The following is a 14,609-nucleotide window of genomic DNA, read 5'->3' on the forward strand; positions in this document are numbered from 1 at the left end:
CTTCACTTAGCGCCATAAAATGACATATTTTCTGCCTTTTAAGGAAAGGCTTAAGCGTCTCCACTCTTTACAAAAACATGCGCTCGTTCTGGATCAAAATGCAGACGGATGTTTTCACCTATCTGAAATAGCTGATCCTGACCAATCGCGGCAATGACTTTTTTACCATCTGTCAGACTAACGTCTAAAATCGTTTCAGTGCCAAGGCGCTCTGTTAATGACACTTGTCCGTGCAAAGAGCCTTTCACATCGCCATGCTGCGGCTGTAGGTACTGTGGACGAATACCCAGCTCGACAGTTTGACCAAGCTGTAACGCGAGCTCTGGTTTTGGCAGCACAACAGGGTCCAACACCGAGGAACCAAGGGTAATGGTTTGAGCATCGATCGCCAGTACCTCAGCCTCAACAAAGTTCATCGATGGTGAACCGAGGAACCCTGCCACAAAGCGATTTGCAGGGTGATGAAACAATTCCATCGGGCTACCAATTTGTTGTACTTCTCCACCTTTTAATACAACAATCTTGTCCGCTAATGTCATGGCTTCCACTTGATCGTGCGTCACATAGATCATGGTCGCACCAAGTTTTTTGTGTAATTTGGCAATTTCCATACGCATGTCCATACGCAATGCGGCATCTAAATTAGAAAGGGGCTCGTCGAATAAAAATACCTTGGGATTACGCACAATGGCACGCCCAATAGCCACACGCTGACGTTGACCGCCTGAAAGCTGGCTGGGTCGACGTTCTAATAGATGCTCCATTTGCAAAACTTTAGCGGCTTCATTGACCTGCTGGTCTTTTTCTTGCTTTGAAATGCCAGCAATCGTCAGGCCAAAGGCCATATTTTCCCGCACTGTCATATGAGGGAAGATAGCGTAGGATTGAAAAACCATGGCAATACTGCGGTCTTTGGGCTGTAGGTGATTCACTACCTTACCATCAATCGACAGGGTGCCGTCTGTGATGTCTTCAAGCCCCGCAATCATCCGTAGCAAGGTGGATTTTCCACAGCCAGATGGGCCCACAAATACCGTAAACTCACCATCTTTGATGTCGATGTCCACGCCTTTAATAATATCGGTTTTATCGTAGCGCTTTACCAGCTTATGTAATGTAACGTCCGCCATTAGTCGTTATCCTTTTTGTTCTCTGTGACGTTTAATAGACCCGCTGCGTCCACCTCTATTGCAACTGGATCAAGAATTTCGCCAACAAAACCTTGCGTGTCTTGATCATGAAAACCTAGGATACAATGGCCCTTTTCGATTTCTAATATTCTCGCGGCATAGCGGTGACAAGGATTCTCGCCGTCAAAAAAAGCCCCAGGAGCAACTTGCCAAGGTCCTCGCGGATGATCAGCGATCAGGTAATGATTGCCCGTCACCAATTTACCCGCTTGACTCGCCGTATACGCCTCACTCCAGTGTTGGCCAGACGTACAAAACAAACAGTACCAACGTTCACCAATAGCAAACACTTGCGGCACTTCTAATTGACCAAAGCTACCAACAAATACAGGAGGCTGTAACTCCCAGTCATATAAATTATCGGAGGTAGCAAAACCAATCGCGCCACCGGCGTTGGCTTCATCAATGCCCGGCGCTCTGGCGGTAAAAAACATCAACCAACCCTCCCCTTTTGGGTCTTTCATCACCCAGGGATCGCGCATGGCTCGATCGTGCCAAAAACCTTTTTGATGTTGATGTTCGTAATGAGCGGCATTTTCTCCCACCAAATCTAAACACAAGCCATCGCCGACACGTTGCCAATGATGTAAATCCGTACTGGTAGCATGGCCTACGCGTTGATAAAGACTGCCTTCGGCCAAACAGGTTCCGGTATAGAACAAATGATATAAGCCTGATTCATCGCACACGACACTGCCAGTCCAAGTGGTAGAATCGTCCCAAGCTGGGGACTTCGCTGGCGCAAAACACGTACCATGATGCTGCCAATGAACTAGGTCTGTAGAAGTAGCATGCCCTTGGCTAACGTTTAAATGACGTCGCTCAGGATCAAGTAACGCCTTATCGGCTTTCAAAAAATAACCATGCCATGTGTCGCCTTCACGAAAATACCAACTGTCCCAAATCCACTGATCTTTTAATGCGATTGTCATTATATAACTCCTAAAAATTAACCCTTGACGCCTGTTGAGGCAATGGAAGCGATAAAAGCTCGTTGCAATACCAGATAAAACGCTAAGACAGGCATAGTGATCAGTGTTAAGTACGCCATCACTTCTCCCCACGCGGTATTGAGCTGGAAAAAATACTGTAAGCCGACCAAGACTGGCCGGTATTGTTCTTGTTGTGTGACCATAATCGGCCATAAGTACTGGTTGTACATGACCAAGAATTTCAAAATGGCAGCCGTCGCAATCACGGGGCCAGATAGTGGCATCACAATGCGCCAATACACCTGCCACCAGCTACTACCTTCAACACGTGCCGCTTCAATCAACTCTCTTGGCAAGTCTTTGAAATATTGCGTAAACAGAAAAATGGTTAATCCGTCTGCAATAAAGGGCACAATTTGCACTCTATAGGTATTCAACCATCCCCAAGTCAGACCCTCCAAACCCAGCCAAGGCAGCTTGGAAACCATGAGCAGCATGGGAATCGCAATGGTTTCAAATGGCACGATTAATGTGGCCAAAATGATGGAAAAAGCCAGCTGTTTACCACGCCAATTTAGATAAACAAATGAGAATCCCGCCATTGAACACAACAACAAGCTCAGCACCACAGTCACAGCGGTGACGAGCAAAGAATTAAACATAAACAAAAAAATAGGAGCTCGTTCAAACGCCTTGTCGTAATTGCTCAGACTAATATCCCCAACGGGCAAAAATGCTCGCAATGAAGCCGTGTCCGCTAACAGTTGGTGGTCCGGTTTTAGCGAAGACACCAGCATAAAAACCAGCGGAAAAATAAACATCAAAGCAATCAACGACAGTAAGGTGTAACGCACCACTAAGCGAAGTCGATGATGATCTACTGAAGAATGAGACATTTATTTTTTCTCCCGTGTAAAGTGACGCTGAAGCAAAGAAATACTCAGCACAATGACAAATAACACCACGGAAATAGCCGATCCACCCGAGATATCTTGCTTGCCATAACCTCGTTCAACCGCTTGGAACACAATGGTTTGCGTGCTGTCCAACGGCCCCCCATTGGTCATTACATCTATCTGAGCGAACAAGGCAAACGCCTGCATGGTAATCACGATCAACACCAAAACAGCGGTATTTTTAAGCCCTGGCCAAGTCACATAACGAAAAGTTTGCCAGCCAGAAGCGCCTTCTATTTTGGCGGCCTCGTACAGGGTCGGAGAAATGGTCTGCAAACCTGATAACCAAATCACCATGTGAAACCCAACAGCTTGCCAAATGGACATGGCCATAATAGACCCTAGTGCGGTATCTGGGTTGCCCAGCCAATCCACTGGCGCAAGATGACCAAACGATACGCTGTGCAGTAGATTGTTGAGCAAGCCATTTTGACCGTCGTAGATAAAACGCCAAAGAATAGAAACCACCACAATGGACACCACCACGGGCATAAAGTAGATGGCCCGATACACATTGATCCCTTTCAGGCGCTGATTAATCAACAAGGCAAGGGCTAAGGCGAATGCGCCTTGTAATGGCGCCACCACCATCACAAAGAGAAAGGTGTTCACAACGGCTTTCATAAACACAGGGTCACTCGCCAAAATAGCCACTTGTTTATCCTGCCATTGCCATGAAAACCACTCTTTCATGCCTTGCAAATGCGGATAATTTGGATTGTTTCGAGTAAACGTACGTATGCGAGGATACGTCAGTGTACCGTCTGTGTTTTGCTTAAGCTCACCCGTCTCAGTACTCACAGGGTCGAGCACAAGGAGATTCACGCTTAACAATTGACGATAATTTTCAAAGCCGACAAATTGCGTTGGATTGGGCGAAATCAAACGTTGATTGGTCATGGAAAACACAATTGCAAACACAAATGGCACAACAATAAACAGCATCATCAAACCAAAGCCCGGCAAAGCAAACAGCCAGCCGCTGCGATTATGCTGGGTTAGAGACGAAGAATTCTTTTGCATAATTAAATTGCCTTTAAGACGATTAATCCATCATGGCGTCTGAAGAGCGTTCATTCAGAACACTCTTCAGAGCGCATTTCATCTTGCCTGAGACCTAGCAACGTAAGGCTTATAAGCAAAACGTACAGGCTTAGTGGCCATAACCAAGGTTCCGACGAATGTCCTGATTGATTTCATCTGCGGCATTGTCCAGCGTATCCACTACATCCGCGCCATCGGCGATATCCGCTAAAGCCTTTTCAAACACTTTAGCGGCCACCACATAACCAGGTGTTACAGGACGCAACACAGCCTGCTGTGCCGATAACTCAAAAAAAGTTGCCATGGGAGCACCTTGTCGATAATGCTCACTGGCTGCGGCGGCTGTTTTGGTTGGCGGGATTAATCCTATGGCATCCGAAAATGCCGTCATGTAGCGATCTTGTGTGGCAAACTGAATAAAGTCCGCCGCACCTTGCGGGTATGACGTGCTTGCTGAGACGCCAAATTGCCAACTGGCCGCACCAATTTTAGGGCCATGACCGAAATCTGGGGCGGGCAAAAACAACACATCATCACCAAACGCTTTTAACATATTCAATGCCGTCCAATTGCCGTTCCATTGGATCGCATACTTGCCTTCCACTAAACCGGTTTCACGATCCGCACTGTCTTGTGAATTGCCTGGGCTATACCCTTTTTGGAATAACATTTGCCACCATTCTCCAAAGGCAATGGCCTCATCGCCGTTGAGAACACCTTCGGCAGTTTGATAGCTCTCACGGTCAATAATGTCGCCACCAAAACTTTGCAAGAATGGGCTAAAGGCATAGGGAAACCATTCCCCTTTCCACGCCAAACCTGGGTCAAATGGATAATCGTATTTACCCGTTTGCTTTAACGTCGCCAACGCTGCATTAAACTCGGTTAACGTCCATGGCTGCGCTAATGTCGGAATACGGATATTAGCCTCCACTAGAGTCGACTTACGTGTAATCATCGCCACAGCAGCGTCCCATAATCCTAAAGAATAAAGCTGGCCATCCCAGTAACCCTTTGTGCCCGGCAAAAAGTCTTCTATTGCTGCACTATTAATATTCAAAGGCTGTAAATACCCCGCCCACGCCCAATTAGGCATAACCGGCCCATCCACATCCAGAATATCGGGTAAGTTACCCGCTAGAGCAGCGGCAATAACCGAATCGTTATAGGATTCTTGGGGAAAGCTTTGCAGCGCCACTTTCCAATTCGATTGGCTGGCGTTGAAATCCCCCACAATTTGATCAATGATTTTGGCTTCTACTGGATTGCCTGCACCGTGATACCACAAGGACAATTCTGTCGCCGCAAAGCCATTGATAGAGCCCAAGCTCAATAACGGAATAGTCGAAGCCAATAGTACGTTTTTCATTATTTTTGTTTTCATCGTTCACGTCTCCAAAGGGGTAACATTTAATGACATCGATGTCATTTTGGGGCATTTTAAAAAGACACGAGTGTCTTTTTAAAATTAACAAAGGGTAAAACCGCCTAGCCTACATCTCACCTAGCTAGACTGAGGTTGCACAGAATGACGCCATACAACCGGGCTTGCAACATAGCTTGGCGTTGTTGACGAATGGTATTGTTTCGTATCAATTTGTTTTAACAACAGCTTTGCTGCTTCCATTCCGATCTCACGATACGCTAAATCCACAGTGGTTAAGGATGGAGACAAGCTCTCCGTAATCGCCAAATAATTATCATATCCCGCTACGGATATATCTTCTGGAATTCGAACACCACGAGAACGCAGCATTCTATAAATTTTCAACGCCATAATATCGTTACCACAACAAATCGCGGTAGGGGGTTGATCCAGCCCTAATAAATAATCTACAGCCTGCTCCAGCAATACCTTGCTAACTTCTTGGTCTAAAGTATCAACACAAATTATTAAGGTGTCATCAATATCAATACCTGCATTTTTTAGAGCGTTACGATAACCTTGTGTTCTCAATTCTGTGGCTAATATAGTTTTATCAAGACTTAAATACGCAATTCGTCGATGACCGGCTGAAAGGATCTGCTTGACCAAATTATATTGCCCCCACTCATCATCAGGTATCACAGCAGGTGTTTGCTGATCATCAAAGCAATTTGCCAAAACAATGGCGATGTTCTTGTTTTGAACTGGTAAACTGACTTGTTGATGACAATCTGCCACATAAATAATGCCTTCAACGCGATGCTCCTGAAACGTCCGAATTAAATGTGCCACAAGCTTAATATCGTCACCCGTATCGCCAATCAGTAATGTTTTACTAGATGCTTGAATGACAGTCTGAATACCCTGCAAGATAAACAAATCAGGCAACCCTGTCGGACCTGATATAGGATTATGAGAAATTGCCCCCGTTATAACACCGATTAAACCCGACTTATTGGAACGCATGGCTCTTGCCGCGGTACTTGGAACATAGCCTAATTGGTCAATAGCAGCTTGAACCTTTAAACGTGTTGCTTCACCCACTGGCGCGTCATTATTCAGAACCCTAGAAACGGTCTTGGGCGATACATTGGCGATTTTAGCCACATCGTAAATAGTAGACATTAAGCATTAACCTTAAAATGACATCGATGTCATAATAGTGCTAAAATAGACCTTGTCAAGAAAAATCTGGGTAAATAACAATCAGGTGTGTCGATACCAATTCGTTAAATGCTCGTTACATCGACAAAACAGCGAAACAAAAATACCCCGATGGGATTACACCATCGGGGCTAGAAACGTTATCCGATTACTTTGCTGGACCAGTTCGTAAACCAATAGCCACAGCGATAGCAGCTGCCAGCAAAATCATGGCAGCGATGCTGAATACCCCCAAGGCACCACTGATGTCGAACACAAGCCCACCCGCTGCGGCGCCCAGTGCAATGGCCACCTGAATGGTGGCGACCATAAGCCCACCACCACTTTCCGCTTCGTCGGGAACACTGCGTGTAATCCATGTTGACCACGCGACTGGCACGCCACCAAACGCCATCCCCCAGATCGCCACTAAAATTGCCGTAGGTGCAATGCCTTGAAAGCTCACCATACCTAAGCCAGCCAGCCCCATAATCAATGGCATAAGAGCCAAGGTTAGACGCAACGATCTGCCGATCAACGTACCTGCAATGTGGGTACCGATGAAATTCGCCACGCCAAAACCCAACAGAATCCCTGAAATACCCGCCGTCGCTACGCCCGTCACGTTTTCAAGAAATGGTCGTATATAGGTGAATAAGGCAAAATGACCCGTAAAAATAAGCACCAACACAAACAGACCAAACTTCATCCGTGGACGATTCATTACCGCAATCAGCGTACCTAATGTGGCCCGACCTCGCGGAGGAATGCTTGGCAGTGTGAAAAATTGCACCACAAGCGTCAAAACACCCAGCAAGGACGCCACTAAGAAAACATGACGCCAGCCAATAATTCCTCCCAGATAGCTGCCCAAGGGAGCCGCAAAAATCGCCGCGGCGGACACACCGCTAAACATAATAGCCAAAGCTCGTGGAACACTGCTCTCCGGCACCAACCTTATAACGGTGGCTGCCGCCATGGTCCAAAAACCACCAAGAGCAATCCCAAGCAGTACGCGCCCAGCCAGCAGCAGAACAAAGTTCGGCGCAAAAGCAACCAAAATATTCGACACAATTAGCAACACCGAAAATCCCAACAGGACATGACGACGATCTATCCCACGCGTAACCGTGGCGGTTAAAAGGCTAGCAGCCACGGCAAGAAGTGCTGTCGCGGAAACGGCTTGGCCTGCCATGCCTTCTGTAATGGAAAGATCCGATGCCATGGGGGTTAATAGACTAGCAGGCAAAAACTCCGCTGAAACTAGCCCAAAAACCCCTAGTGTCATAGCGATTACGGCCCCCCAAGCAGGTACATCTTGTTGTGCCTGTGCTGGGGACACATTTACTGTATTCGTCATTAAACGTCCTCTTAACTGAATGTTGATAAATTACGTACAGAATAATATGGACAGGCCGGACGATATATACCAATATATCTTAAATTAATACCATATCGTCCGGAGTAGCTATGTCACTTTCCTCGCTAAACAACGCACATCATGAAAACCAACACGATATGGTCAATGCGCTTTTATCTGGTGTTCGTCTTAAGGGACTTGAATACAGACGAGTCGACATTTCCGCGCCATTTGGTCTACGATTCGGAGAAGGTGCTGATAAGCAACTGGCGTACTTTCATTTTATCGGTCAAGGTTCTGCCTTTTTGCGCACCCGAAATGGCACGGTGCAACAACTTGCCTGTGGCGATGCGGTGTTAATTCCTTGTGCTGGAGTCCATGATCTTTACAGCGAAGACCATGTCTCGTTAGTCAGTATTGATGCTTTTGAAAAAGTTCCGTTATGTGACTCCACCGCAGAAATCAGCGCTTGTGACCTTAAAGTCTGCCGCTCAAGAGATAACTTCATTTTCAGCTGCGCCATGGAGTTTGATTTGGGTTGGCTGCACCCGCTGGCACACTTAAAGCCAGAGGTGATGCATATTGAAACCGTGCCCAATCACGACCCACAAATCCCCATCCTTCTTGATGTCATGACAAAAGAACTCATGGCTAAGCGGCCTGGCTACGGGGTGATATTGACTCGACTTGCCGATGTTGTCGCGGCGGCTATATTGCGTCGTTGGGTAGAAACTGGCTGCAATGTCTGTGGCTGGGTCGAGGCAATGCGTGACCCCAAGTTAGCGCAAGTCTTATCCGCTCTGCATCGTGACCCCGGAAGACAGTGGTCCGTTGCAGATATGGCCATCGAGATGGGGGTTTCTCGATCCGTGTTTGCTGAGCGATTTACAGAGTTAACTCAATATACGCCCCAGCAATACCTTGGTAACTTACGCATGCGCCTTGCCAGCCAATGGATCAGCCATGACAACCTCTCACTCGATGACATTGCCAATCGACTTGGTTACAGTTCTACGGCGTCATTTAGCCGAGCCTTCAAACGCATGACTGGGATACCTCCCGGCGCGGTAAGACGTGGTGTGTATCCAGAATAAAACACATCCTCAGAAGGTTACTGGCCTCTTTCTTAAGCTGTATAACGTCTTACAAACGAATCGACCATCCTGCTAAAAATGCACATTAGTGTGGATGATACAAGCTTAGATAGAGTTGATCATAAACGACTGGTAGAATGGCTGAGTCTCATTTTTCACAAGGCTTAAATGCATGACTAGATTCATAAAGTACCGTTTCAACCACATCTCTTTAGGAGGAATTAGCGCCTTACTAATGGCAGCATTGCTAACGGGATGCAGTGAACCACCCAAAATAGAAAGCATTGAAGGCTATGCACAAGGTACAACGTACCAGATTCTATTCTGGGCAGAGGATGCCACCCCTGTCAGCGAGGTACAAACTGAATTCGATATTACCCTTGCGCAGATTGATAAAGAGCTCTCCACCTATCGTCCCGATTCCTACATTTCTGAATTTAATGCCAATCCCTCTCTGGCATGGCAACCCGCTTCTCAGGATTTTATTGACCTAATCAAGATATCTAAAGACATTCACCATCGCTCGGCGGGGTGTTATGACCCAACCGTTGGCCCACTGTTTGACTTATGGGGCTTTAAAAAAGCAACGCTTCACGTTCCAACAAACGAAGAACTGGCCATGGTCAAAGCAGAGTTGGGTATAGATAAAATTGAAGTAGACGATAAAAACAAGCGTATTCGTAAAACTCGGCCATTTTTACAACTTGATTTTTCCTCCATGGGCGAAGGCTATACCATTGGCAAGCTGAGCGAAATACTCGAATCAAAAGGTTTTCAGAATTACATGGTGCAATTTGGTGGTGATATGAAAGTCAAAGGTCACAAACCAAATGGTGATGAATGGCGCATCGCCATTCAGCAACCCATTCCATCAAAAGATGGCCTGCCTAAAATCCATAAAATCATGACAGTCACCAACTACCAAGGCATTACACTGGATACCTCTGGGACTTACAATCGCCACTTTGACGATAACGGCGTGGAGTACTCTCATATTATTAATCCAAGCACAGGTAAACCAATCAAGCATGACCTTGTCTCGGCGTCTGTCTTTGGAACCGATGGAAGAGTCAGCGACGCATGGGCAACGGCCATGTTATGTCTTGGTTTTGATGAAGGCGCTAAAATCGCCAAAAACGAAAACTTAGAAGTTTTCTTCATCGAAAGAAAACAAGAGAAATTAATCGATTCCAGCAGCACGGCTATGCTAAAAACCAACAAAGTTGAATTTGATTAATACCATTGCCCTCCCAGTAGTACATGGCTCAACTATTGGGAGGGCTTCGAAACACCCAATACCAAGACACTCAGGTCAGGAAGGTATTGAGGCATTCAAAAATTAACAACTCGCTAGGCTAAAGTGTGCTTTTCAGCCCAAGCTCTAAACCACGCACTTCTGCCAAACCTTTCATTCGACCCAGTTTTGAGTAACCCGGTTTTGAATTCTTTTCTAGGTCGTTAAGGATTTGATGGCCGTGGTCTGGTCGCATTGGGATCAGGCTCGGAGCGTTGTTATCGTGTCGCTTTTTCTCTTCGACAAGAAGCGCACGCACTACGCCGACCATGTCTACGTCGCCACCAAGGTGTGACGCTTCATGGAAGCTGCCTGCGACTTCTTCACGCTTGGTAGAACGCAAGTGAGTAAAGAAGATGCGCGATCCAAAACGCTGCACCATATCCACCAAGTCGTTGTCTGCACGTACGCCGTAAGACCCAGTACATAAGGTAATGCCATTCGCAGGACTCGGCACTGACGTCACCAACCATTCGATGTCGTCTTTCACAGACACCACGCGTGGTAGGCCAAGAATCGGGCGTGGTGGATCATCTGGGTGAATCGCCAAACGCAAGCCACCTTGTTCCGCTGCAGGCACAATTTCTTCTAAGAAAAGTTTTAAATGCTCGCGCAACTTGTTCTTGTCGATGCCATCGTACTCGTCCAATTTTTCGCGGAACTGCTCTAGCGTGTAGCTTTCTTCTGAGCCAGGAAGACCAGCGATGATATTCGCAACTAAACGGTCTTTATCTTCAGTCTTTAGGTTCTCTAAGAAGGTTTTCGCTTGCGCTTTTTCTTCGTCATTGTATTCAGATTCTGCGCCTTTGCGCTCTAGAATGTACAATTCAAACGCAGCAAAAGCGGTTTGATCAAAACGCAACGCGCGGGAACCATCTGGTAATTCGTAATCCAAATCGGTACGAGTCCAATCCAGTACAGGCATAAAGTTATAGCATACGGTGTCGATGCCACATTCAGCTAAATTCAGCAAAGTTTGCTTGTAGTTTTGAATGTACTCTTGGTAATTACCGGTACGCTTTTTAATGTCCTCATGGACGGGGACACTTTCCACGACAGACCAACGCAGTGAATGAGCCTCTATCATGGCTTTGCGCGCTTTAATCGCTTCCACAGGCCAGACTTCGCCATTGGGGATTTCATGTAAAGCCGTGACGACACCCGTTGCCCCAGTTTGACGAATATCCGTCAAGGTTGTTTCGTCGTTTGGTCCAAACCAACGCCAAGTATGTTCCATTTTATCCTCCGAAATTCGCAGTGTTGTTATTGGACAGTCTGTTGTTGAATGACAGACAATCCGTAACACCGCTTGAAATAATTGTTTGATAAGCATTCAGCACAGCACGAGAAAACATCTCGCTTTGACTGAGTGTGGTTGAAAAAATATCGTTCAGTTTTAGTGCTTCGCGCACCAAGCTTTCAGGGTCAGCACAACGACCATGAAGCTCACTTAATGTCTGTGCCATTGGGTCGTCGACCTTGTATTGATTGCCTTCAAGGTCTTCACCGCGCACATAAAATAGCCATGCCGCGACACCTAACGCCGTTGCATTTAGATCGCCCTGTTTTACATCGTTGGCCAAACGCTCTTCCGCACCATTTAACCAGCGCTGGGGAATTTTCTGTGATCCATCCATCGCTATTTGTGACAACTGATGCTGCAGGCTGTCATTGGCAAAACGGCTCACTAAACTGTCGATATAGGTTTGAACTTGTACTTCTTGCGGTAAATCCAAAGTTGGTGCGGCTTCAAAGCCCATATAGTGACGAATCAAGCTGGCGAACTTTTCATCCGCAACCGCTTGAGCCACGGTTTTGTATTTAGCCGCTAACCCAACATAAGCAAGCAAAGAGTGACTGCCGTTTAACAAGCGCAGTTTCATGGTTTCAAACGGGTGAACGTCTTTCACCATTTGCACGCCGTCATGCTCCCAATCTGGGCGACCTTGCGGAAAGTTGTCTTCTACTACCCATTGACTAAAGGCTTCACACATCACAGCATTTTGATCGTGACAATCAAGTTCCTTCTGCAATCGCTCGCGTGAAGCATCCGACATGGCTGGCACTATTCTGTCCACCATGGAACTTGGGAAAGCCACATTGTCTTCAATCCATTTAGCAAACTCGGCGGAGCGATGTGCTGCCAACTCACAGACCACTCGACGCGTTAAACTGCCGTTATTCGGCATGTTGTCACAGGACAAAATGGTGAACGGCGGTAAACCAGATTCTTTTCTGCGATACAAGGCTTCCACCAAGATCCCTGGTGCCGTTTTTGGTGACGCGGGGGTCTGAATATCGTGCTGAATACTTGGGTCATCCTGACGCAATGTTTTGTCCGCTGGTGCTAAGTAGTAGCCTTTTTCAGTCACGGTGAGCGTGACTATCTTAGTCTTTGGCGACACTAGCTTTTCAAATAAAGGCTCTTTATCGGTGCCAGCAAACAAAGCATCACGAATAGCATTAATTTCACGCAATTCGACATTCTGGCTGTCTTGATATTCCGCAATATGGTAGCGGCAGCCATTGGCTTTAAGCTCGTCAACCAGTTGGCTATTCGAGCGAATATTCACGGCACAAATGCCCCAATCTCCACCCTGATTTCGGTTGAGATTTTTTTCTATATAAACGGCTTGATGCGCACGGTGAAAAGCGCCTAAGCCAATATGAACAATGCCCACATCGACCTTTTCAGGTTCGTATAAACTGTTTGTTGTTTTTATGCTAATCATGATGATTCCTTATGTTTAAAAACGTCTTAAAATCCAAAGTATTTCTTAGCGTTTTCTGAACAAATGCCTTTCACCATATCGCCCAATAGCACCATGTCTGCTGGCGCTTCGCCCCGTTCTACCCAGCCACCTATCATCTCGCACAACAAGCGGCGGAAATACTCATGGCGGGTATAAGATAAAAAGCTACGAGAGTCCGTCAGCATGCCCACAAACTGGCTCAATAAACCCATTTGCGCCACGCTAGTCAGTTGACGTTGCATACCATCGAGTTGATCGTTGAACCACCAGCCAGAACCGAATTGCACCTTGCCAGCCACACCACCACCTTGGAAGTTACCCGCCATGGTCGCCAACATTTCGTTATGCATTGGGTTTAAGCAGTACAGGATGGTTTTGGGTAATTCATCAGTTTGGTCTAAAGCATCCAAGAAACCCGACAAAGGTTCCGCAAAGGCACGATCATCCATGGAGTCAAAACCGGAATCCCCACCAATCAGTTTAAACATTCTGGAAGCGTTATTACGGCGCGCGCCAATATGCAGCTGCATTACCCAACCTTTTTTGGCGTATTGCTTGCCTAACCACACTTGAACCGCACTGGAAAATTGCGCGATCTCCTGCTCGGTTAACGGCTGCTCATTTATTCGTTTCGTTAGAATGGCATCTAAGTCAGCTTCGCTTGGTTCATTGGCAAAGCGCATGATTTCAATGCCGTGGTCAGCACTGCGGCAGCCATGTGCATCGAATACCTCGAGACGTTGCGCCAAAGCATCAATCAGGTCACTAAAGCGCACGATGTTTTTATCTGCCGCTTTACCAAGTTTATGCAAGTAATCTTTGAAGCCAACATGGTCGACTTTAAAAGCACGATCAGGGCGCCAACTTGGCGTAACAGCAATGTCGAAGCTGCTGTCATTGGCAATGAACTTGTGATGTTCGAGGCTATCGGCAGGGTCGTCTGTGGTACCAACCATTTTCACCTTCATTTGCTGCATGATGCCGCGGGCGGAAAACTCAGGTTGCTGCAACATTTCATTGCATTGCTCCCAAATGGCATCGGCCGTTTTAGGCGAAAACAGCACATCCGTAATGCCAAAAGGACGACGCAGTTCTAAATGCGTCCAATGGTAAATTGGGTTACCAATACACTGAGGTACGGTTTTCGACCAGGCTTGGTATTTTTCCTTGAAGCTCGCATTGCCCGTTACTAAACGCTCTTCAATACCAGCGGCACGCATGGCGCGCCACTTGTAATGATCGCCTTCTAGCCAAATTTCACCTAGGTCGGTAAAACGGCGATTCTCAGCGATTTCTTGCGGGTTCAAATGGCAATGGTAGTCATAAATTGGCTGATCAGCGGCGTATTCATGATATAAGCGCTTTGCCGTTTCTGTGGTCAGCAAAAAATCTTCTGTCATAAAGTTTTTCATATCAT

The 14,609-nt window shown here is 46.6% G+C and carries 12 protein-coding genes; 2 read left to right on the forward strand and 10 right to left on the reverse strand.

Annotated features, from left to right (window positions below; all coding sequences use genetic code 11):
* Nucleotides 1-50: 50 nt before the first annotated feature.
* From DK187_RS04605 to DK187_RS04635, 7 genes are all read right to left on the reverse strand, one after another.
* On the reverse strand, nt 51-1,130 hold the full coding sequence (locus tag DK187_RS04605; RefSeq protein ID WP_111606157.1) for an ABC transporter ATP-binding protein: 1,080 nt from the start codon (nt 1,128-1,130) through the stop codon (nt 51-53).
* Nucleotides 1,130-2,122 (reverse strand): glycoside hydrolase family 68 protein, encoded by a 993-nt coding sequence (locus DK187_RS04610; protein WP_111606158.1) that lies wholly within the window; start codon nt 2,120-2,122, stop codon nt 1,130-1,132. Before DK187_RS04610 ends, DK187_RS04605 begins: the two co-directional genes overlap by 1 nt.
* Before the next feature lie 17 nt (nt 2,123-2,139).
* Entirely contained in the window at nt 2,140-3,018 is an 879-nt protein-coding gene (locus tag DK187_RS04615; protein ID WP_111606159.1) for a carbohydrate ABC transporter permease, read from the reverse strand.
* Nucleotides 3,019-4,101 carry a carbohydrate ABC transporter permease gene (locus tag DK187_RS04620; RefSeq protein ID WP_111606160.1) on the reverse strand — a complete coding sequence of 361 codons (1,083 nt, stop codon included), beginning with the start codon at nt 4,099-4,101 and terminating at the stop codon, nt 3,019-3,021. It abuts the gene before it with no gap.
* A 130-nt stretch (nt 4,102-4,231) separates the two neighbouring features.
* Entirely contained in the window at nt 4,232-5,506 is a 1,275-nt protein-coding gene (locus DK187_RS04625) for a sugar ABC transporter substrate-binding protein (RefSeq protein WP_111606161.1), read from the reverse strand.
* Between the two features lie 120 nt (nt 5,507-5,626).
* Complete coding sequence (locus tag DK187_RS04630) at nt 5,627-6,673, reverse strand: LacI family DNA-binding transcriptional regulator (RefSeq protein WP_111606162.1); 1,047 nt, start codon at nt 6,671-6,673, stop codon at nt 5,627-5,629.
* 187 nt (nt 6,674-6,860) lie between these two features.
* Nucleotides 6,861-8,051 (reverse strand): MFS transporter, encoded by a 1,191-nt coding sequence (locus tag DK187_RS04635; RefSeq protein WP_111606163.1) that lies wholly within the window; start codon nt 8,049-8,051, stop codon nt 6,861-6,863.
* Between the two features lie 110 nt (nt 8,052-8,161).
* On the opposite strand from DK187_RS04635, the gene DK187_RS04640 reads away from it, so the two are divergent.
* Together DK187_RS04640 and DK187_RS04645 are read left to right on the forward strand one after the other, a co-directional pair.
* Nucleotides 8,162-9,145 carry a helix-turn-helix transcriptional regulator gene (locus DK187_RS04640; RefSeq protein WP_111606164.1) on the forward strand — a complete coding sequence of 328 codons (984 nt, stop codon included), beginning with the start codon at nt 8,162-8,164 and terminating at the stop codon, nt 9,143-9,145.
* Nucleotides 9,146-9,317: 172 nt separating this feature from the next.
* Entirely contained in the window at nt 9,318-10,382 is a 1,065-nt protein-coding gene (locus tag DK187_RS04645) for an FAD:protein FMN transferase (RefSeq protein ID WP_111606165.1), read from the forward strand.
* A gap of 118 nt (nt 10,383-10,500) precedes the next feature.
* On the opposite strand, the gene uxuA is transcribed toward DK187_RS04645, so the two are convergent.
* Genes uxuA through uxaC form a run of 3 tightly spaced genes read right to left on the reverse strand, consistent with a single transcriptional unit; the run spans nt 10,501 to nt 14,604 of the window.
* Nucleotides 10,501-11,676, reverse strand: a complete 1,176-nt coding sequence (gene uxuA, locus DK187_RS04650) for a mannonate dehydratase (protein WP_111606166.1) — start codon at nt 11,674-11,676, stop codon at nt 10,501-10,503.
* A gap of 1 nt (nt 11,677) precedes the next feature.
* Nucleotides 11,678-13,171: a mannitol dehydrogenase family protein gene (locus DK187_RS04655; RefSeq protein WP_111606167.1), complete on the reverse strand. Its 1,494-nt coding sequence runs from the start codon at nt 13,169-13,171 to the stop codon at nt 11,678-11,680.
* A gap of 26 nt (nt 13,172-13,197) precedes the next feature.
* Nucleotides 13,198-14,604 carry a glucuronate isomerase gene (uxaC, locus tag DK187_RS04660; protein WP_111606168.1) on the reverse strand — a complete coding sequence of 469 codons (1,407 nt, stop codon included), beginning with the start codon at nt 14,602-14,604 and terminating at the stop codon, nt 13,198-13,200.
* Nucleotides 14,605-14,609: the final 5 nt, after the last annotated feature.

This window comes from Marinomonas arctica (genome assembly GCF_003259225.1).
Lineage (GTDB): Bacteria > Pseudomonadota > Gammaproteobacteria > Pseudomonadales > Marinomonadaceae > Marinomonas > Marinomonas arctica.

Coding starts and splice junctions, on each gene's coding strand:
- DK187_RS04625 (WP_111606161.1), bottom strand. CDS start 5,506: ATGAAAACAAAAATAATGAAAAACGTACTATTGGCTTCGACTATTCCG.
- DK187_RS04635 (WP_111606163.1), bottom strand. CDS start 8,051: ATGACGAATACAGTAAATGTGTCCCCAGCACAGGCACAACAAGATGTA.
- DK187_RS04640 (WP_111606164.1), top strand. CDS start 8,162: ATGTCACTTTCCTCGCTAAACAACGCACATCATGAAAACCAACACGAT.
- DK187_RS04630 (WP_111606162.1), bottom strand. CDS start 6,673: ATGTCTACTATTTACGATGTGGCTAAAATCGCCAATGTATCGCCCAAG.
- DK187_RS04615 (WP_111606159.1), bottom strand. CDS start 3,018: ATGTCTCATTCTTCAGTAGATCATCATCGACTTCGCTTAGTGGTGCGT.
- DK187_RS04610 (WP_111606158.1), bottom strand. CDS start 2,122: ATGACAATCGCATTAAAAGATCAGTGGATTTGGGACAGTTGGTATTTT.
- DK187_RS04620 (WP_111606160.1), bottom strand. CDS start 4,101: ATGCAAAAGAATTCTTCGTCTCTAACCCAGCATAATCGCAGCGGCTGG.
- DK187_RS04605 (WP_111606157.1), bottom strand. CDS start 1,130: ATGGCGGACGTTACATTACATAAGCTGGTAAAGCGCTACGATAAAACC.
- DK187_RS04655 (WP_111606167.1), bottom strand. CDS start 13,171: ATGATTAGCATAAAAACAACAAACAGTTTATACGAACCTGAAAAGGTC.
- uxaC (WP_111606168.1), bottom strand. CDS start 14,604: ATGAAAAACTTTATGACAGAAGATTTTTTGCTGACCACAGAAACGGCA.
- uxuA (WP_111606166.1), bottom strand. CDS start 11,676: ATGGAACATACTTGGCGTTGGTTTGGACCAAACGACGAAACAACCTTG.
- DK187_RS04645 (WP_111606165.1), top strand. CDS start 9,318: ATGACTAGATTCATAAAGTACCGTTTCAACCACATCTCTTTAGGAGGA.